A 12908-nucleotide genomic window follows, 5' to 3' on the forward strand; every position below is an offset into this window, starting at 1 on the left:
GTGACCCACTCCCACCCACGAGGAGCACCCGATGACCCGACGCGACCCGGCGGCCTTCGCCGAGTTCGTGGCTGCGCGGTCCGCGGCGCTGCACCGCACGGCGTACCTGATGGTCGGCGAACGCCAGCTGGCCCAGGACCTGTTGCAGGAGGCGCTGACCAAGACGTACGTCGCCTGGCCGCGGCTGCGCGACCCCGCGAAGGCCGAGGCCTACACCCGCAAGGCGATCACGACGACCGCGATCACGTGGTACCGCCGGCGCAGCTGGGGTGAGCGCCCCACCGACGTGGTGCCCGAGCGGCCCCGCGCCGACCACGTCGACGACCTCACCACCCGCGAGCTCCTCTGGGAGGCGCTGCAGTCCCTGCCGCCGCGGCAGCGGGCCGCGATCGTGCTCCGCTTCTACGAGGACCTGTCGGAGGCCCGCACCGCCGAGCTCCTCGGCTGCGCCCCCGGCACCGTCAAGAGCCAGGTGCACGCCGGGCTCCGCAAGCTCCGCGACCACCTGGGCGAGCGCGCCGACGACGCCGGCCTCCCCCTGCACCTTCTGGAGGTGTCCCGATGACCGGGCTCCTGACCGACCTCATGCACGACCGCGCCGACCACCTCGACGCCCCCGACCTCGACCTGGCTGGCATCACCCGCGACGGCGACCGGCGCGTACGCCGTCGGCGTACGACTCTGGTGGGCGGCATCGCGGCAGCGGTCGCGATCGGCGTGGTCGCCATTCCGTCGCTGGCCGGTGACGGCGGTGGCGGTCGCGAGGCACGCGACCTCGTCGCCGACGGCACCGCGGCAGCTCCGGTGCCCCTGTCCTGGACCACCGGCAGCACGCTCCGGCGCTCCGGCGCCCCTGACGTCGACCTGGGCGTGGACGTACGGGCGTGGGTGTGGGTCGGCGAGGCCGTCGCCCTCACCGACGACGGGCGCCGCGTCCTGCTCTGGGACGACGGCTCGCTCGAGGAGGTGGGAACGGTGGCGACGCCCGACCCCGACGACGCCGAGCTCGTCGCCGACGGCGCACGCGTGGCGTGGGTCGACCCGGACCGACGGCTGGTGCTCCTCGACACGGCCTCCGGCGAGACGAGCACGCAGGACGTCTCCAGCGCCGGGGACGTACGCGTCACCGCACTGGACGGTGACACGGTGTACGCCGTCGGCGGCGACGGCGACGGCGTGCTGGCGTGGGACACCCGCACCGGGGAGGTCGAGGTCCTCGACCCGTCCGGGAAGGCGGTCGTCATCGACGCCGAGGACGGGACGCTGCTGCGGGCCCTGCCGGGTCGCCGGGCACGGGTCGAGGGCCCCGGTCGCGACCTGACGCTGACCACGGACAGCTTCGCCAACCTCTCGCCCGACGGGGCCCACGTGGTCGCGGAGAGCAACGACGAGGGAATCCTCCTCGACACCTCGACCGGCGACCGGGTGCCGCTGGCGACCGGCTACGACTGGGCGCTGCCCTTCCAGTGGCTGGATGCCGACGCGGTGGCGGTCCTGGCGTTCTCGTTCGGGGAGGACACCGAGGAGCCGTTCCTGGTCAGGTGCGTGGTGTCCACGGGCGCGTGCGACGAGGGCGAGCCGCTCGAGCCCGGCTTCCAGCTGCCGGCGGGACTCCACTTCGCGCAGTGAGCGAGGCGGGCGGCGACGCCGGCTCCGGCAGGTCTCTGACATGCTGGCCCCTCCGACGTCGTCGTCTGCCGGGAGGCACCATGAGCCAGGTCGTCGAACACTCCGAGGAGAACCGCGGGGCGTTCAGCTCGCGGAAGGTCTTCATCCTCGCCGCCATCGGCTCCGCCGTCGGTCTCGGCAACATCTGGCGCTTCCCCTACGTCGCCTACGAGAACGGTGGCGGGGCGTTCCTCATCCCCTACCTCATCGCGCTGCTGACCGCGGGCCTCCCGTTCCTCCTGCTCGACTACGGGCTCGGCCACCGCTACCGCGGCTCCGCCCCGCTGGCCTTCCGCCGGGCCCACAAGGCCGCTGAGGGGCTGGGCTGGTGGCAGGTGGGGATCTGCTTCGTGATCGCGGTCTACTACGCCGCCGTCATCGCGTGGGCGGCGCGCTACGCGTTCTTCTCCTTCGACAAGGCCTGGGGCGACGACCCCGAGGGCTTCCTCTTCGGCACCTACCTCCAGGCCGGCGACCCGGGCATCGGGCTCGACTTCGTCAGCGGGGTGACCATCCCGCTGGTGCTCGTCTGGGTTGCCGTGCTCGCGATCATGGCCCTCGGCGTCCAGAAGGGCATCGGCGCGGCCTCGGTCGTCTTCATCCCAGTCCTGTTCATCGCCTTCATCGCGCTCGTGGTGGTCGCCCTGACCCTCGACGGCGCCTCCACGGGCCTCGACGCGCTCTTCACGCCCGACTGGAGCGCGCTGGGCGAGACCAGCGTGTGGATCGCGGCCTACGGGCAGATCTTCTTCTCGCTGTCGGTCGGCTTCGGCATCATGATCACCTACGCCTCCTACGTCGGTCGGCGCAGCGACATGACCGGGTCGGGCCTGGTCGTCGGCTTCGCCAACTCCGGCTTCGAGCTGCTCGCCGGCATCGGCGTCTTCGCGGCGCTGGGCTTCATGGCCACGGCGGCCGGTGTGCCCGTCGACGAGGTGGCCACGGACGGCCTCGGCCTGGCGTTCATCGCCTTCCCCGCGATCATCAGCGAGGCGCCCGCGGGCGCGCTGATCGGCGTGCTGTTCTTCGGCTCGCTCGTCGTGGCGGGTGTCACCTCGCTGGTCAGCGTCATCGAGGTCGTCATCTCGGCGGTCCGCGACAAGTTCGAGATGTCGCGCGTCGGCGCCTCGATGGCCGTCGGCGTCCCGGCTGCGCTGATCAGCATCGTGCTGCTCGGCACCACCACCGGCGTCTACGTCCTCGACATCATCGACCACTTCATCAACCGCTTCGGCATCCTGCTGGTCGCGGTGGTGAGCATGCTGGCGCTGTCGTGGGCGTTCCGGAAGACGGGCCTGCTGCGCGAGCACCTCAACCGCGACGGCTCGGTGAAGATCGGGCGCTGGTGGGAGCTGCTGATCGGCGTCTTCGCCCCCGCCGCCCTCACGTTCATCCTCGCCAACGAGCTCGTGGACAACCTCCGCACGCCCTACGAGGGCTACCCCACGTGGATGCTCAACACCCTGGGCTGGGGTCTTGCCGTGGCCGTGATCCTGATCGGGTTCCTGGCCGCGCGCCTGCCCTGGCGCGACACCACCTTCTTGGGCGATCCGGAGATCAAGGCCCGCCAGGACGAGAGGAGCAACTGATGTCCACCTCGGCCATCGTCATGATGCTGGTCGCGATGCTCGTCCTCTGGGGAGGACTGGCCCTCGCGATCTGGAACATCAACCGCTACACCGGCGAGGAGCCGGGGCAGGTCGAGCGCGACCTCTGACGGCGTACGCCGCCTCCCGGGCGGCACCCGGGTCAGGCGGGGTGCTCGACCTCGACCAGCGTGAGTCCCTGGTCGAGCGCTGTGACGTCCTCGACGACGTGACGCGCGATCGTCTGCGCGTCGAGGCCGATGCGGGCGAGGATCGCGTCGCGCTTCGCGTGGTCGAGGAACTCCTGCGGGATGCCGTGGAGGCGGAACGGCGTACGCACGCCGGCGTCGTTCAGGGTCTGGAGCAGCACCGCGCCACATCCGCCCACGCGTCCGTTGTCCTCGACGCTCACCACGAGGCGGTGCTCACGGGCGAGCTCGATGATGGCGGGGTCCACGGGCTTGACCCAGCGCGGGTCGACCACCGTCACGCCGATCCCCTGGGCCGTCAGGCGTGAGGCGACGTCGACGGCCGTCGTGGCCATCGACCCGACAGCGACGATCAGCACGTCCTGTTCGCCCTCGCGCACCAGCACGTCGGCACCGCCGGCCCGGTCGATCGCGGGCACGTCTGCCGGCGGCGGGCCCTTCGGGAACCGGAGGACCGTCGGGGCGTCGTCGACCTCGACCGCCTCGTCGAGCAGCTCGTGGAGACGGGTGACGTCGCGCGGCGCGGCCAGGCGCAGGCCCGGCACGACCTGCAGGATCGACATGTCCCACATGCCGTTGTGGCTGGCCCCGTCGTCCCCGGTGACCCCGGACCGGTCGAGCACGAAGGTCACGCCGCACCTGTGCAGCGCGACGTCCATCAGCACCTGGTCGAAGGCGCGGTTGAGGAAGGTCGCGTAGACCGCGAACACCGGGTGCAGACCGCCCATGGCGAGCCCGGCTGCGGAGGTGACGGCGTGCTGCTCGGCGATGCCGACGTCGAAGGTGCGCTCGGGGAACTTCCGGGCGAAGGCGTCGAGCCCGACCGGGTGCATCATCGCGGCGGTGATGGCCACGACGTCCTCGCGGCGCTCGCCGAGCTCGACGACCGCCTCGGAGAAGTGGTCGGTCCAGATCTTGCCCTTCGGCTTCTCCGCGCCCGTCTGGACGTCGAAGGGCCCGGGGGCGTGGAACTGGTCGGCCTCGTGGCGCATCGCGGGGTCGTAGCCCTGGCCCTTGCGGGTCAGCGCGTGCACGATGACCGGCCCACCGAAGCGCTTCGCCTGGGCCAGCGCGTGCTCCATCGCGACCCGGTCGTGCCCGTCGACGGGTCCGACGTACTTCAGGCCGAGGTCCTCGAAGAGGCCCTGCGGTGCCAGGGCGTCCTTCATGCCCTTCTTCACCGCGTGGAGCGCGTCGTAGGCCGCGTGGCCGACCCCCGGCACCTGGTTGAGGCGCTTCTTGACCAGGTCGAGGACCTGCTCGTAGCGCGGGTTCGTGCGCAGCGCCGTCAGCGCGGTCGCGAGGCCGCCGATCGTCGGGGTGTAGGAGCGCTCGTTGTCGTTGACCACGATCACGAGGCGGCTCGACCGGGCGATGGCGATGTTGTTGAGCGCCTCCCACGCCATCCCGCCGGTCAGGGCGCCGTCACCGATGACGGCGACCACGTGGCGGTCGTCGCCGCGGATGGCGTACGCCTTGGCGAGGCCGTCGGCGTAGGACAGCGAGGTGGAGGCGTGGGAGTTCTCCACGATGTCGTGGTCGGACTCGGCCTGGCTCGGGTAGCCGCTCACGCCGCCCTCCTTGCGGAGCGTGGAGAAGTCGGCGTAGCGGCCGGTGACGAGCTTGTGCACGTAGGACTGGTGGCCGGTGTCGAAGACCACGCGGTCGTGCGGGGACTCGAAGACGCGGTGGATCGCGAGCGTCAGCTCGACCACGCCGAGGTTCGGGCCGAGGTGTCCGGAGTTGGTCGCGACCGTGCGGATCATCACATCGCGGATCTCCGCGGCGAGCTCGTCGAGCTGCTCCGACGAGAGTCCACGGAGGTCGCGCGGGGAGCCGATCGAGTCGAGGAGTGCCATGGGGCCTGAGTCTATTTCATGGCAGGTCGAGGACCGCCACCGACGGCTCGTGCAGGCTCCCCACCCACACCTTCCCGTCGTGCTCCCGCACCCCCGTGACCATGTGGTAGCCGGGCCCGCTGGCGGGTGGCCGGAGGTCGAGGTCGTGCACGAGGCGGCCGTCGTCGTCGTAGGCCTGGACCCGGATCGTCTGCTTCGGCTTGGGCTGGAGCGCCGCCGGGATCCGCGTGACCGCCTTGCGCAGCACCATCGGCGCCGAGCCGAGGCGCTCGACGAGCGGGTCGACCGGGCTGGCCACGGCCACCCAGATGAGGCCGTCGCTGCCGCGGCTGATGTTGTCGGGGTAGCCGGGCAGGTCGGTGACCAGGTGGTCGCGCTCCCCCGCGCGCGGGCCGGTCAGCCAGAGGCGTACGACGGTGCGCCCGCGGCACTCGGCGACCGCGACGAAGGACTCGTCGGCCGCCAGCGCAACCCCGTTGGCGAACCGCAGGCCCTCGAGCACCACGGTGAGGGTGCCGTCGGGGTCGAGCCGCAGGAGGCGGCCGGTGGCGGTGTCCTGGACGAAGTCGTCCTTCCACTGCGCGACGCCGTAGTGCAGGGACGAGTCGCTGAACCAGACGGTGCCGTCGCCCGCCACGGCCGCGTTGTTGCAGAACCTCATCGGCCTGCCGTCGACCCGGTCGAGCAGCAGCTCCACCTCTCCGGTCGACCGCGAGACGCGGAGCACGCCGCGCTCGGCGTCGCAGACGAGGAGGTGGTCGTCGCCCAGGAGCTCGAGGCCCAGCGGGCGTCCTCCGGTGTCCGCCACGCGCCGCACAGCGCCCGTCGCGGGGGCGAGCGCCCAGATCGCTCCGTCCTCGGTGCCGGTCCAGACGGTGCCGTCGGGTGCGACGACCACGTCCTCGGCACCCATCGACGGGACGGGGTGGACGGTGAGCGCCGGCTGCGGGGTCATGGCGCCATCGTGGCGTAGAGATCGCTGTCGAGGAAGGCCGGCACGATGTCGGTGGCAGCGGAGGTGAGGTCGAGCCCGCGCGCGACCTCGGGGTCGACGAAGACGATCTGGCGTCCCTCGCGGCAGTCGATGTCGGCGTCGGTGAGGTCGGTGGCCGCGACGAAGACCTGCATCCGGTCCCAGGTGCCGTAGGCCTCGCGGTGGTCGACGACGAACTCGCCGAGGAGTTCGAGCGCGCCGGGCTCCAGGCGTACGCCGGTCTCCTCCTCCAGCTCGCGGAAGGCGGCGGGCTCGAAGTCCTCGCCCGGGTCGAGGTGACCGCCGGCCAGGCCCCACTCCTCCGGGTCGATGCGCGGGTGCTCGTCACGCTCCTGGAGCAGGATCCAGCCGCGCCGGTCGACCAGGATCACGCCGGCGAAGCGGTGCTGCTCCGCAGCCGGGACGAAGGGGTGCGCCTCGGCCCAGGTGGCCAGCACCGGCGCGACCATGGCGGTGGACGGGACGAGGTCCACGTCGGGCAGTGGATCGGCCTCGACGAAGACCATCTGCCGGCCCTCGTGGCACTCCACGTCGCGGTCGCTGAGCGTCGTACGGGCGGCGAAGGCGTGGAACCAGAAGGTGCCGCGGTCCTCGGTCACCAGCTCGAAGCGACCCAGGTCGGTGAGGTCCTCGGGGACGAGCACGACGCCGGTCTCCTCCGCCAGCTCGCGCACGGCACCGTCGAGCGGCTCCTCGCCCTCCTCCAGACCGCCACCGGGGAAGCACCACATGTCCGGCCAGAGCGGGGCGTGCTCGTCGCGCTCCTGCATCAGCACCCGTCCGCGCGGGTCGAGCAGGGTCACCTGGACGAAGTCGGTGCGGACCGCCGTCGCCCGCCACGCCAGGACGGCGTCGAGCGTGAGCTCGACCGCCCGGTGGAGCGGACGTCCCGCGAGGTCGTCGGGGTCGACGAACACCATCTGCCGGCCCTCGCCGCACACCACGTCGTGGTCGCCGACGGCCATCCGCACGGCGAACAGCTCGAACTCGTCGTCCCCGCCGCACCCCTCGCTGCGGAAGCGCCGCACGCCGAGGGACTCGAGGCGATCCGGCGCCACGACCAGGCCGGTCTCCTCGTGGAGCTCACGGACCGCGGCAGTGCGGAAGTCCTCGCCGGCCTCGAGGTCGCCGCCGGGATAGCCCCACCGGCCCGGCTCGTGGAGCGCGTCGTCACCCCGCTCCTGCACCAGCAGGCGACCGCGCGGGTCGACGACGGCCACGGCCCCGAAACGATGCATCGTGCGACCCTAGCCAGCCCTCACATCCGCACGCGGTAGCGGCGACCGCGCAGCGCGTCCTCGACCAGGCCGACCTCACGGCGTACGCCCTGGAGCCGGGCGTCCTCGAGCTGGAAGGTCTGCACGGCCGCAAGGACGACGGCCTCGTCGGCCACGTCCTTGAGGTCGCCGCGGATCTCGCTCAAGCCGCGACTGGTCGCGAGCTGCTGCGCCTCGACGTGGAGCACCGCGAAGCGGGCCAGGACGACGACGTGGCGCCGCAGGCCCGGGAAGCGGCGGTAGTCCGGCGGGCACAGGTCGAGCAGCCAGCTCGCCGCGGTCGCCTCCCAGTCGGGAGCGTCCGGTGGTCGCACCTGCCGCGGCCAGCCCGGCGGGGCCACCCCGCGGTGGCCCGGTGGCGGCGTGGGCCGCTGGCGGGGCTGGGGAGCAGGGAACATGACTCCATCGTATCGAACAGATGTTCGAAGGCTAGCCCGGATCGACCGCCGCCTCCACCGCGGCGAGGTCGGGATCGCGGAGTCCGACGAGGTCGCGGCGCCACCACACGTCGGGATAGACCAGCCGACCCGTCATCCACGGTTCGTGGGCCGGCAGCAGCACCACGCGGCACGCCTGGTCGGGGATGCGCACGGACGGGCGGTCGAGGCCGTGCTCGGAGGCGGCATCCCAGCCGCGGGCGGCGTAGAAGTCGGGCGATCCCTCGAGGAAGACCAGCGGCGCACCGTCCTCGGCGGCTGCCTCGACCGCGGCGGCGAGGAGCGCGGTCCCGATGCCGGTCCCCTGCCTCTCGGGGCGTACGCCGAGCGGGCTGAGGACGAGCACGTCGACGAGGCGCTCGCGTGCGTCGAGCCACGCCCGCGACAGCGCGACGTAGCCGTGCACGCCGTCCTCGTCCTCGGCGAGCAGCTCCACGCGCAGGTCCTCGAAGGACCGCAGGAGGGCGAGCACGTCGATGATCGAGGTCGCCTGGTCACCGAAGGACTGCTCGACGACCTCCTCGACGGCGGCGGTGTCCTCCGGTCCGGCGGACCGGATGTCCAGGTCGGTCAGGACTCAGCCCTCCAGGAAGGACCAGCGCACCTCGCGCCGGTCGTTGTCGACGTTGAGGTCGACCAGGCAGATGCTCTGCCAGGTGCCGAGGGCGAGCGCACCGTCGAGCACCGGCACCGTGCAGTGCGGCGGCACGATCGCCGGCATCACGTGGGAGCGGCCGTGCCCGGGCGAGCCGTGGCGGTGGCGCCAGCGGTCGTCGGCCGGCAGCAGGTCCTGCAGCGCAGCCAGCAGGTCGTCGTCGGACCCGGCACCGGTCTCGATGATCGCGATGCCCGCGGTCGCGTGCGGGACGAAGACCTGGAGCAGGCCGTCGCCGCGACCGGCCACGAAGTCCGCGGCGTCACGGGTCAGGTCGAGCACCACCTCATCACTGCCGGTGCGATAGGTCCGGACCTCACTCTCCATCGCGCAGCGCCTCCTCGATGCGCTCGACCTTGGCGGTGAGCTGACCGTCGTAGCCGGGACGGATGTCGGCCTTCAGCACGAGGCCGACGCGCGGGGAGACCTCGGCGACGACGTCGACGGCCCGCTTGACCACGGCCATCACCTCGTCCCACTCCCCCTCGATGTTGGTGAACATGGCGTTGGTCTCGTGGGGCAGGCCCGACTCGCGGACGACGCGTACGGCGGCGGCGACCGCCTCGGTGACCGACCCGGTGGGGTCCTGGGCGACGGGTGAGATGGAGAAGGCGACGAGCATGCCGCAACGCTAGGACATCGCCGTGCAGCGGCGTCCCCCACCTCCGGGGCGCGTCGGGACCTGCACACCTGTTCGGGTGGAACACCCCATCCGCGCCCGTGCCTACGTTCGAAGGACCTACGAGTGGCCCCGACCACGGGGCCGCCGAACGATGGGACACCACGTGCCTGACGTCACCGCAAGCTCCGGCCTGCTGAGCTCCACCAAGGTCCACGTCGAGGACTCGGGCGGCAGCGGCCGCCCGGTCGTCCTCATCCACGGCTGGCCGCTGTCCGGGGAGTCCTGGAGCGAGCAGGTCGGCGCCCTCAGCGCAGCCGGCTACCGCGTCGTCGCCTACGACCGGCGCGGCTTCGGCCGCAGCGACGAGCCGTCCAAGGGCTACGACTACGACACGCTCGCCGACGACCTCGACGGCATCCTGTCCGAGCTCGACCTCACCGACGTGACGCTGGTCGGCTTCTCCATGGGCGGCGGCGAGGTCGCGCGCTACATCGCCCGCCACGGCCAGGACCGCGTCCACTCGGCCGTGTTCGCCGCCGCGGTGCCGCCCTTCCTCATGAAGGGCGACGACAACCCCGACGGCCCCCTCACCGAGGACGCCGCCAACGAGATGGAGCAGGGGCTGAAGGACGACCGCACCAGCTTCTTCGACGGCTTCACCAAGGACTTCTTCACCGCGAACGGTGAGCTCAAGGTCACCGAGGACCAGCGCCAGGACGCCATCGCGCTGGCCCACCAGAGCGACCAGACCGCCGCGCTCGGCTGCATGGAAGCCTTCGGCACGACCGACTTCCGTGACGACCTCACCAAGATCACGGTCCCGACGCTCGTCATCCACGGCGACGCCGACGGCATCGTTCCGCTCGAGGGCTCCGGCCGGCGCACGCACGAGGCGGTCGCGGGCTCCGAGCTCGTCGTCGTCGAGGGCGCGCCCCACGGCTTCAACGTGAGCCACGCCGAGGAGTTCAACCGCGCGCTGCTGGACTTCCTCGCGCGCTGATCCACCCGGGTCTCGATACGCCCGCTCGCTGGCGCTCGAGACCTACTCGACCACCGAGGGAACAGGATCAGGCGTTCGCGCCCTGGCCCGGCAGCGCACCCTGCGGGTCGGGCGTCCCGCCCTGGCAGCTCGCGCCGAACTCCGGCGCGGTGTGTCCGTCGCCGTACTCCTCGAGGAAGAGGCCGAGCCGCTCGTCGTCCGCGCCGTCGAGCGCGAGCTGGGCCTCCCAGACCGTGACGACGACCGGCGACGGCAGGTCCTCGTGCGGCGACATGATGCCGTTGTCGGGCAGCTGGTCGGCGAGCGCGTCGAGGTCGGACTGCGACAGCTCGGGGTCGTGCGTGATCCAGACGGTGCCGTGCTCGAGGTCGTGGACGGCGTTCTCGTCGCGCACCGGTTCGTCGTACACACCGCATGCCAGCCAGATGGGGGCGTGCGCCCCGCCGGCCGGCGGCGTCTGGGGGTAGGTCACCTCGCCGCTGGTGTGGGCGCGGTCGTCGATGACGAAGGTCTCGACCTCGCTGAGGTCCATCGCCCGCTGCTCCGCCTCGTCCCCGCGGACGGCCCGGTCGACGAGCGGTGCGGCCAGTGCCGCGCCCATCACCAGCGCCGCGCTGACGCCCGCGAGCACGAGCGGCAGGCGACTCGCGCGGGACGTCGCCACCTCCGTGGCCGGCGGCGGCACGTCGTACGAGGTGTCGGGGTCGCTCACGGCGTCAGGCTACCGACGTACGCCCAGCGCCTCGACGCCCTCCTCGGCGGGGAGCGCCTGCCGCAACCTGGCCAGCCCGTCGCGGGCTTGCGACTTCACGGTCCCCGGCGCGATCCCGAGCGTGGACGCGATCTCCGCCTCGGACAGCCCCTCGTAGTAGCGCAGCACGAGCACGGCGCGCTGGCGGGGCGCGAGCGCGGCCAGCGCATGCCGTACGGCGAGGAGCTCGGCGTGGTCCGGGTCGTGCGCGAGCACCTCGGGCAGGTCGTCGGTGGTGTGCTCGCGCCAACGCCTGCGCCGCCAGCGCGAGATGTTCTCGTTGACCATTACCCGGCGGACGTAGGGCTCCGGGTTGTCACTGATGCGCCGCCACTGCGGGACGACCTTCACCAGCGCCACCTGCACGAGGTCCTCGGCATCCTGCGCATGCCCGGTCAGGAGGTACGCCGTCCGCAGCAGCGCCGCCTGCCGGGCGAGGACGAACTCGCTGAAGCCCTCAGGCGTCGCCACGTCGCCTCCTGGCCCGTACGACGAGACGCCACGCGACGAACGTGCCGGCGAGGAGCCCAAGCCCCACCAGCCGCGGATCGGGGGCGAAAGGTGCGTCGGGCGCGGGCACGACCTCGGCGGCCCACGCGTCGGCAGCGACCTGCGGAGCGTTGCCGGAGAACTCCAGCAGAGGAGCTCGCTCGCCCGAGCCCACGTCGAGGGACCACGCCCGGAGCGGCTGCGGAGGTCGTCCGTCCTCGACCGGAGCATTGCTGAGCACCACGAGCTCATACCGCGAGCGCCAGCCGGCGACCCCCTGCTCCTCGATGCCTTCGAGCGCCTCGAGCTCGACCGCACGGTCCGTGACGGCACCCACCAGGACGGGCTTCGGAGCACCGTCGAACACACTCGCATCAGGCATCAGCAGCGTTGCGAGACGGGTGCCGTCTGGACTCACCGTGGCCTCCGTCGTCCCTGCCTCCCGGGGTGATCCGGCAGGTAGGACCAGGCGGAGCGTGCGCGCCCCGGCGTCCGCCGCCACGACCCGGACCCGCCTGCGACCCTGGCTGTCGACGAAACCCTGAGGGCCGTCCTCGACCGAGTTCGTGGACACGAGCGCAGACTCACCGGTCGGCTCGGTGCGTTCGTCGGTGCTCACGTCCCAGGTGCGGACGACGACGTCAGACGCTCTCATCCCGGTCTCGCCGACAGGCGAGATGGGCCCGGCTGACCACCAGAGCTCGTCCCCGGCCCACGCCAGGCCGCTGGTCGCCAGCCCGTGCTCCGAAGGGACGGTCCAGACGTCTCGCGAGCCGGTGCGCAGGTCGAGCACCGCGACGCCGACGGCCGGAGCCGGGACCTCCTCGGACGAGCCACTCATCGTCAGCGGCTTCCCCGGCACCTCCCCGGTCACCCAGTACGCCAGCCGCCACCCGTCCGCCGAGAGCGCTGGGGTGTCGAACACGTCCGCTGCGACCGGCAGCTCGAGGAACCGCGACTCCCCCGTCGACGCCGAAACGCCCCACCAGGCGTTGCGGATCGACCAGAGACCGTCCCTGATGCCGCTGCCGACCGCCGAGAGCCGTCCCGGGTTGCTCGGGAAGGCCGGCTCCCAGCCGCCCGGCTGCCGGATCAGGTCCGGGAGGACCATCCGTTCGTCGGTGCGTGCGGGCTCGACCTGCTGGACTCGCTCCACCAGCAGCGGGGTGGTCGTGGCTCCCGCGAGACCGACGAGCACGAGTGCGGCCGCGACACCGCCGGCCCTGACCCGCTGCCTGCGCCGGCCCCGCGTCCAGAGGGCGTCGGGGTCGACACCCGTGCCGGGGGCGCCAGCGGCGAGTCGCTGGAGCCTGTCGACGACGTCGGTGGGTGGTGCGGACATGGGTGCTCCTCGAGTGGAC

The 12908-nt window shown here is 72.3% G+C and carries 15 protein-coding genes; 5 read left to right on the forward strand and 10 right to left on the reverse strand.

The features are described 5' to 3' along the window. Positions 1 to 31 precede the first annotated feature (31 nt). The 4 genes from IRX98_RS03330 to IRX98_RS03345 all read left to right on the forward strand — a co-directional run bounded on the left by IRX98_RS03330 (position 32) and on the right by IRX98_RS03345 (position 3385). Positions 32 to 565, forward strand: coding sequence for a SigE family RNA polymerase sigma factor (locus IRX98_RS03330; protein ID WP_224273839.1), 534 nt, complete (start codon positions 32 to 34; stop codon positions 563 to 565). Then, positions 562 to 1629, forward strand: coding sequence for a WD40 repeat domain-containing protein (locus IRX98_RS03335; protein ID WP_224273841.1), 1068 nt, complete (start codon positions 562 to 564; stop codon positions 1627 to 1629). The genes IRX98_RS03330 and IRX98_RS03335 overlap by 4 nt, the downstream gene beginning before the upstream one ends. Before the next feature lie 80 nt (positions 1630 to 1709). Then, positions 1710 to 3257 carry a sodium-dependent transporter gene (locus tag IRX98_RS03340; protein ID WP_224273843.1) on the forward strand — a complete coding sequence of 516 codons (1548 nt, stop codon included), beginning with the start codon at positions 1710 to 1712 and terminating at the stop codon, positions 3255 to 3257. Next, the gene (locus IRX98_RS03345; RefSeq protein WP_224273844.1) at positions 3257 to 3385 is read left to right on the forward strand and encodes a methionine/alanine import family NSS transporter small subunit; all 129 of its coding nucleotides are present in this window, start codon (positions 3257 to 3259) and stop codon (positions 3383 to 3385) included. Before IRX98_RS03340 ends, IRX98_RS03345 begins: the two co-directional genes overlap by 1 nt. A gap of 32 nt (positions 3386 to 3417) precedes the next feature. Here IRX98_RS03345 and dxs read toward each other — a convergent pair whose 3' ends face one another. Genes dxs through IRX98_RS03380 form a run of 7 tightly spaced genes read right to left on the reverse strand, consistent with a single transcriptional unit; the run spans position 3418 to position 9307 of the window. Next, positions 3418 to 5322 carry a 1-deoxy-D-xylulose-5-phosphate synthase gene (gene dxs / locus IRX98_RS03350; RefSeq protein WP_224273845.1) on the reverse strand — a complete coding sequence of 635 codons (1905 nt, stop codon included), beginning with the start codon at positions 5320 to 5322 and terminating at the stop codon, positions 3418 to 3420. A 16-nt stretch (positions 5323 to 5338) separates the two neighbouring features. After that, the gene (locus tag IRX98_RS03355) at positions 5339 to 6277 is read right to left on the reverse strand and encodes an SMP-30/gluconolactonase/LRE family protein (RefSeq protein WP_224273846.1); all 939 of its coding nucleotides are present in this window, start codon (positions 6275 to 6277) and stop codon (positions 5339 to 5341) included. Beyond that, positions 6274 to 7554, reverse strand: a complete 1281-nt coding sequence (locus IRX98_RS03360; RefSeq protein ID WP_224273847.1) for an NUDIX domain-containing protein — start codon at positions 7552 to 7554, stop codon at positions 6274 to 6276. The genes IRX98_RS03355 and IRX98_RS03360 overlap by 4 nt, the downstream gene beginning before the upstream one ends. 20 nt (positions 7555 to 7574) lie before the next feature. Then, positions 7575 to 7991, reverse strand: coding sequence for a hypothetical protein (locus IRX98_RS03365; RefSeq protein WP_224273848.1), 417 nt, complete (start codon positions 7989 to 7991; stop codon positions 7575 to 7577). Positions 7992 to 8022: 31 nt separating this feature from the next. Further along, complete coding sequence (locus IRX98_RS03370) at positions 8023 to 8604, reverse strand: GNAT family N-acetyltransferase (protein WP_308044397.1); 582 nt, start codon at positions 8602 to 8604, stop codon at positions 8023 to 8025. Between the two features lie 3 nt (positions 8605 to 8607). Then, positions 8608 to 9012 (reverse strand): YjbQ family protein, encoded by a 405-nt coding sequence (locus tag IRX98_RS03375; protein ID WP_224273850.1) that lies wholly within the window; start codon positions 9010 to 9012, stop codon positions 8608 to 8610. After that, the gene (locus tag IRX98_RS03380) at positions 9002 to 9307 is read right to left on the reverse strand and encodes a thiamine-binding protein (protein WP_224273852.1); all 306 of its coding nucleotides are present in this window, start codon (positions 9305 to 9307) and stop codon (positions 9002 to 9004) included. Before IRX98_RS03380 ends, IRX98_RS03375 begins: the two co-directional genes overlap by 11 nt. 163 nt (positions 9308 to 9470) lie before the next feature. On the opposite strand from IRX98_RS03380, the gene IRX98_RS03385 reads away from it, so the two are divergent. Then, entirely contained in the window at positions 9471 to 10307 is an 837-nt protein-coding gene (locus IRX98_RS03385) for an alpha/beta fold hydrolase (protein ID WP_224273854.1), read from the forward strand. Between the two features lie 67 nt (positions 10308 to 10374). Here the strand turns inward: IRX98_RS03385 and IRX98_RS03390 are convergent, their stop codons facing one another. The 3 genes from IRX98_RS03390 to IRX98_RS03400 are packed head-to-tail and all read right to left on the reverse strand — an operon-like array spanning position 10375 to position 12889. Continuing rightward, entirely contained in the window at positions 10375 to 11019 is a 645-nt protein-coding gene (locus IRX98_RS03390; protein ID WP_224273856.1) for a thioredoxin-like domain-containing protein, read from the reverse strand. A 9-nt stretch (positions 11020 to 11028) separates the two neighbouring features. Next, positions 11029 to 11529: a SigE family RNA polymerase sigma factor gene (locus IRX98_RS03395; RefSeq protein WP_224273858.1), complete on the reverse strand. Its 501-nt coding sequence runs from the start codon at positions 11527 to 11529 to the stop codon at positions 11029 to 11031. Next, complete coding sequence (locus tag IRX98_RS03400) at positions 11516 to 12889, reverse strand: hypothetical protein (protein WP_224273860.1); 1374 nt, start codon at positions 12887 to 12889, stop codon at positions 11516 to 11518. The genes IRX98_RS03395 and IRX98_RS03400 overlap by 14 nt, the downstream gene beginning before the upstream one ends. Positions 12890 to 12908 lie beyond the last annotated feature (19 nt).

The organism is Nocardioides lacusdianchii (genome assembly GCF_020102855.1).
In the GTDB taxonomy this organism is placed as follows: Bacteria; Actinomycetota; Actinomycetes; order Propionibacteriales; family Nocardioidaceae; genus Nocardioides; species Nocardioides lacusdianchii.

Excerpts from the sequence above, each read along its gene's own strand:
- IRX98_RS03355 (WP_224273846.1), bottom strand. The coding sequence starts at position 6,277 with ATGACCCCGCAGCCGGCGCTCACCGTCCACCCCGTCCCGTCGATGGGT.
- IRX98_RS03360 (WP_224273847.1), bottom strand. The coding sequence starts at position 7,554 with ATGCATCGTTTCGGGGCCGTGGCCGTCGTCGACCCGCGCGGTCGCCTG.
- dxs (WP_224273845.1), bottom strand. The coding sequence starts at position 5,322 with ATGGCACTCCTCGACTCGATCGGCTCCCCGCGCGACCTCCGTGGACTC.
- IRX98_RS03345 (WP_224273844.1), top strand. The coding sequence starts at position 3,257 with ATGTCCACCTCGGCCATCGTCATGATGCTGGTCGCGATGCTCGTCCTC.
- IRX98_RS03330 (WP_224273839.1), top strand. The coding sequence starts at position 32 with ATGACCCGACGCGACCCGGCGGCCTTCGCCGAGTTCGTGGCTGCGCGG.
- IRX98_RS03400 (WP_224273860.1), bottom strand. The coding sequence starts at position 12,889 with ATGTCCGCACCACCCACCGACGTCGTCGACAGGCTCCAGCGACTCGCC.
- IRX98_RS03375 (WP_224273850.1), bottom strand. The coding sequence starts at position 9,012 with ATGGAGAGTGAGGTCCGGACCTATCGCACCGGCAGTGATGAGGTGGTG.
- IRX98_RS03340 (WP_224273843.1), top strand. The coding sequence starts at position 1,710 with ATGAGCCAGGTCGTCGAACACTCCGAGGAGAACCGCGGGGCGTTCAGC.
- IRX98_RS03335 (WP_224273841.1), top strand. The coding sequence starts at position 562 with ATGACCGGGCTCCTGACCGACCTCATGCACGACCGCGCCGACCACCTC.
- IRX98_RS03380 (WP_224273852.1), bottom strand. The coding sequence starts at position 9,307 with ATGCTCGTCGCCTTCTCCATCTCACCCGTCGCCCAGGACCCCACCGGG.
- IRX98_RS03365 (WP_224273848.1), bottom strand. The coding sequence starts at position 7,991 with ATGTTCCCTGCTCCCCAGCCCCGCCAGCGGCCCACGCCGCCACCGGGC.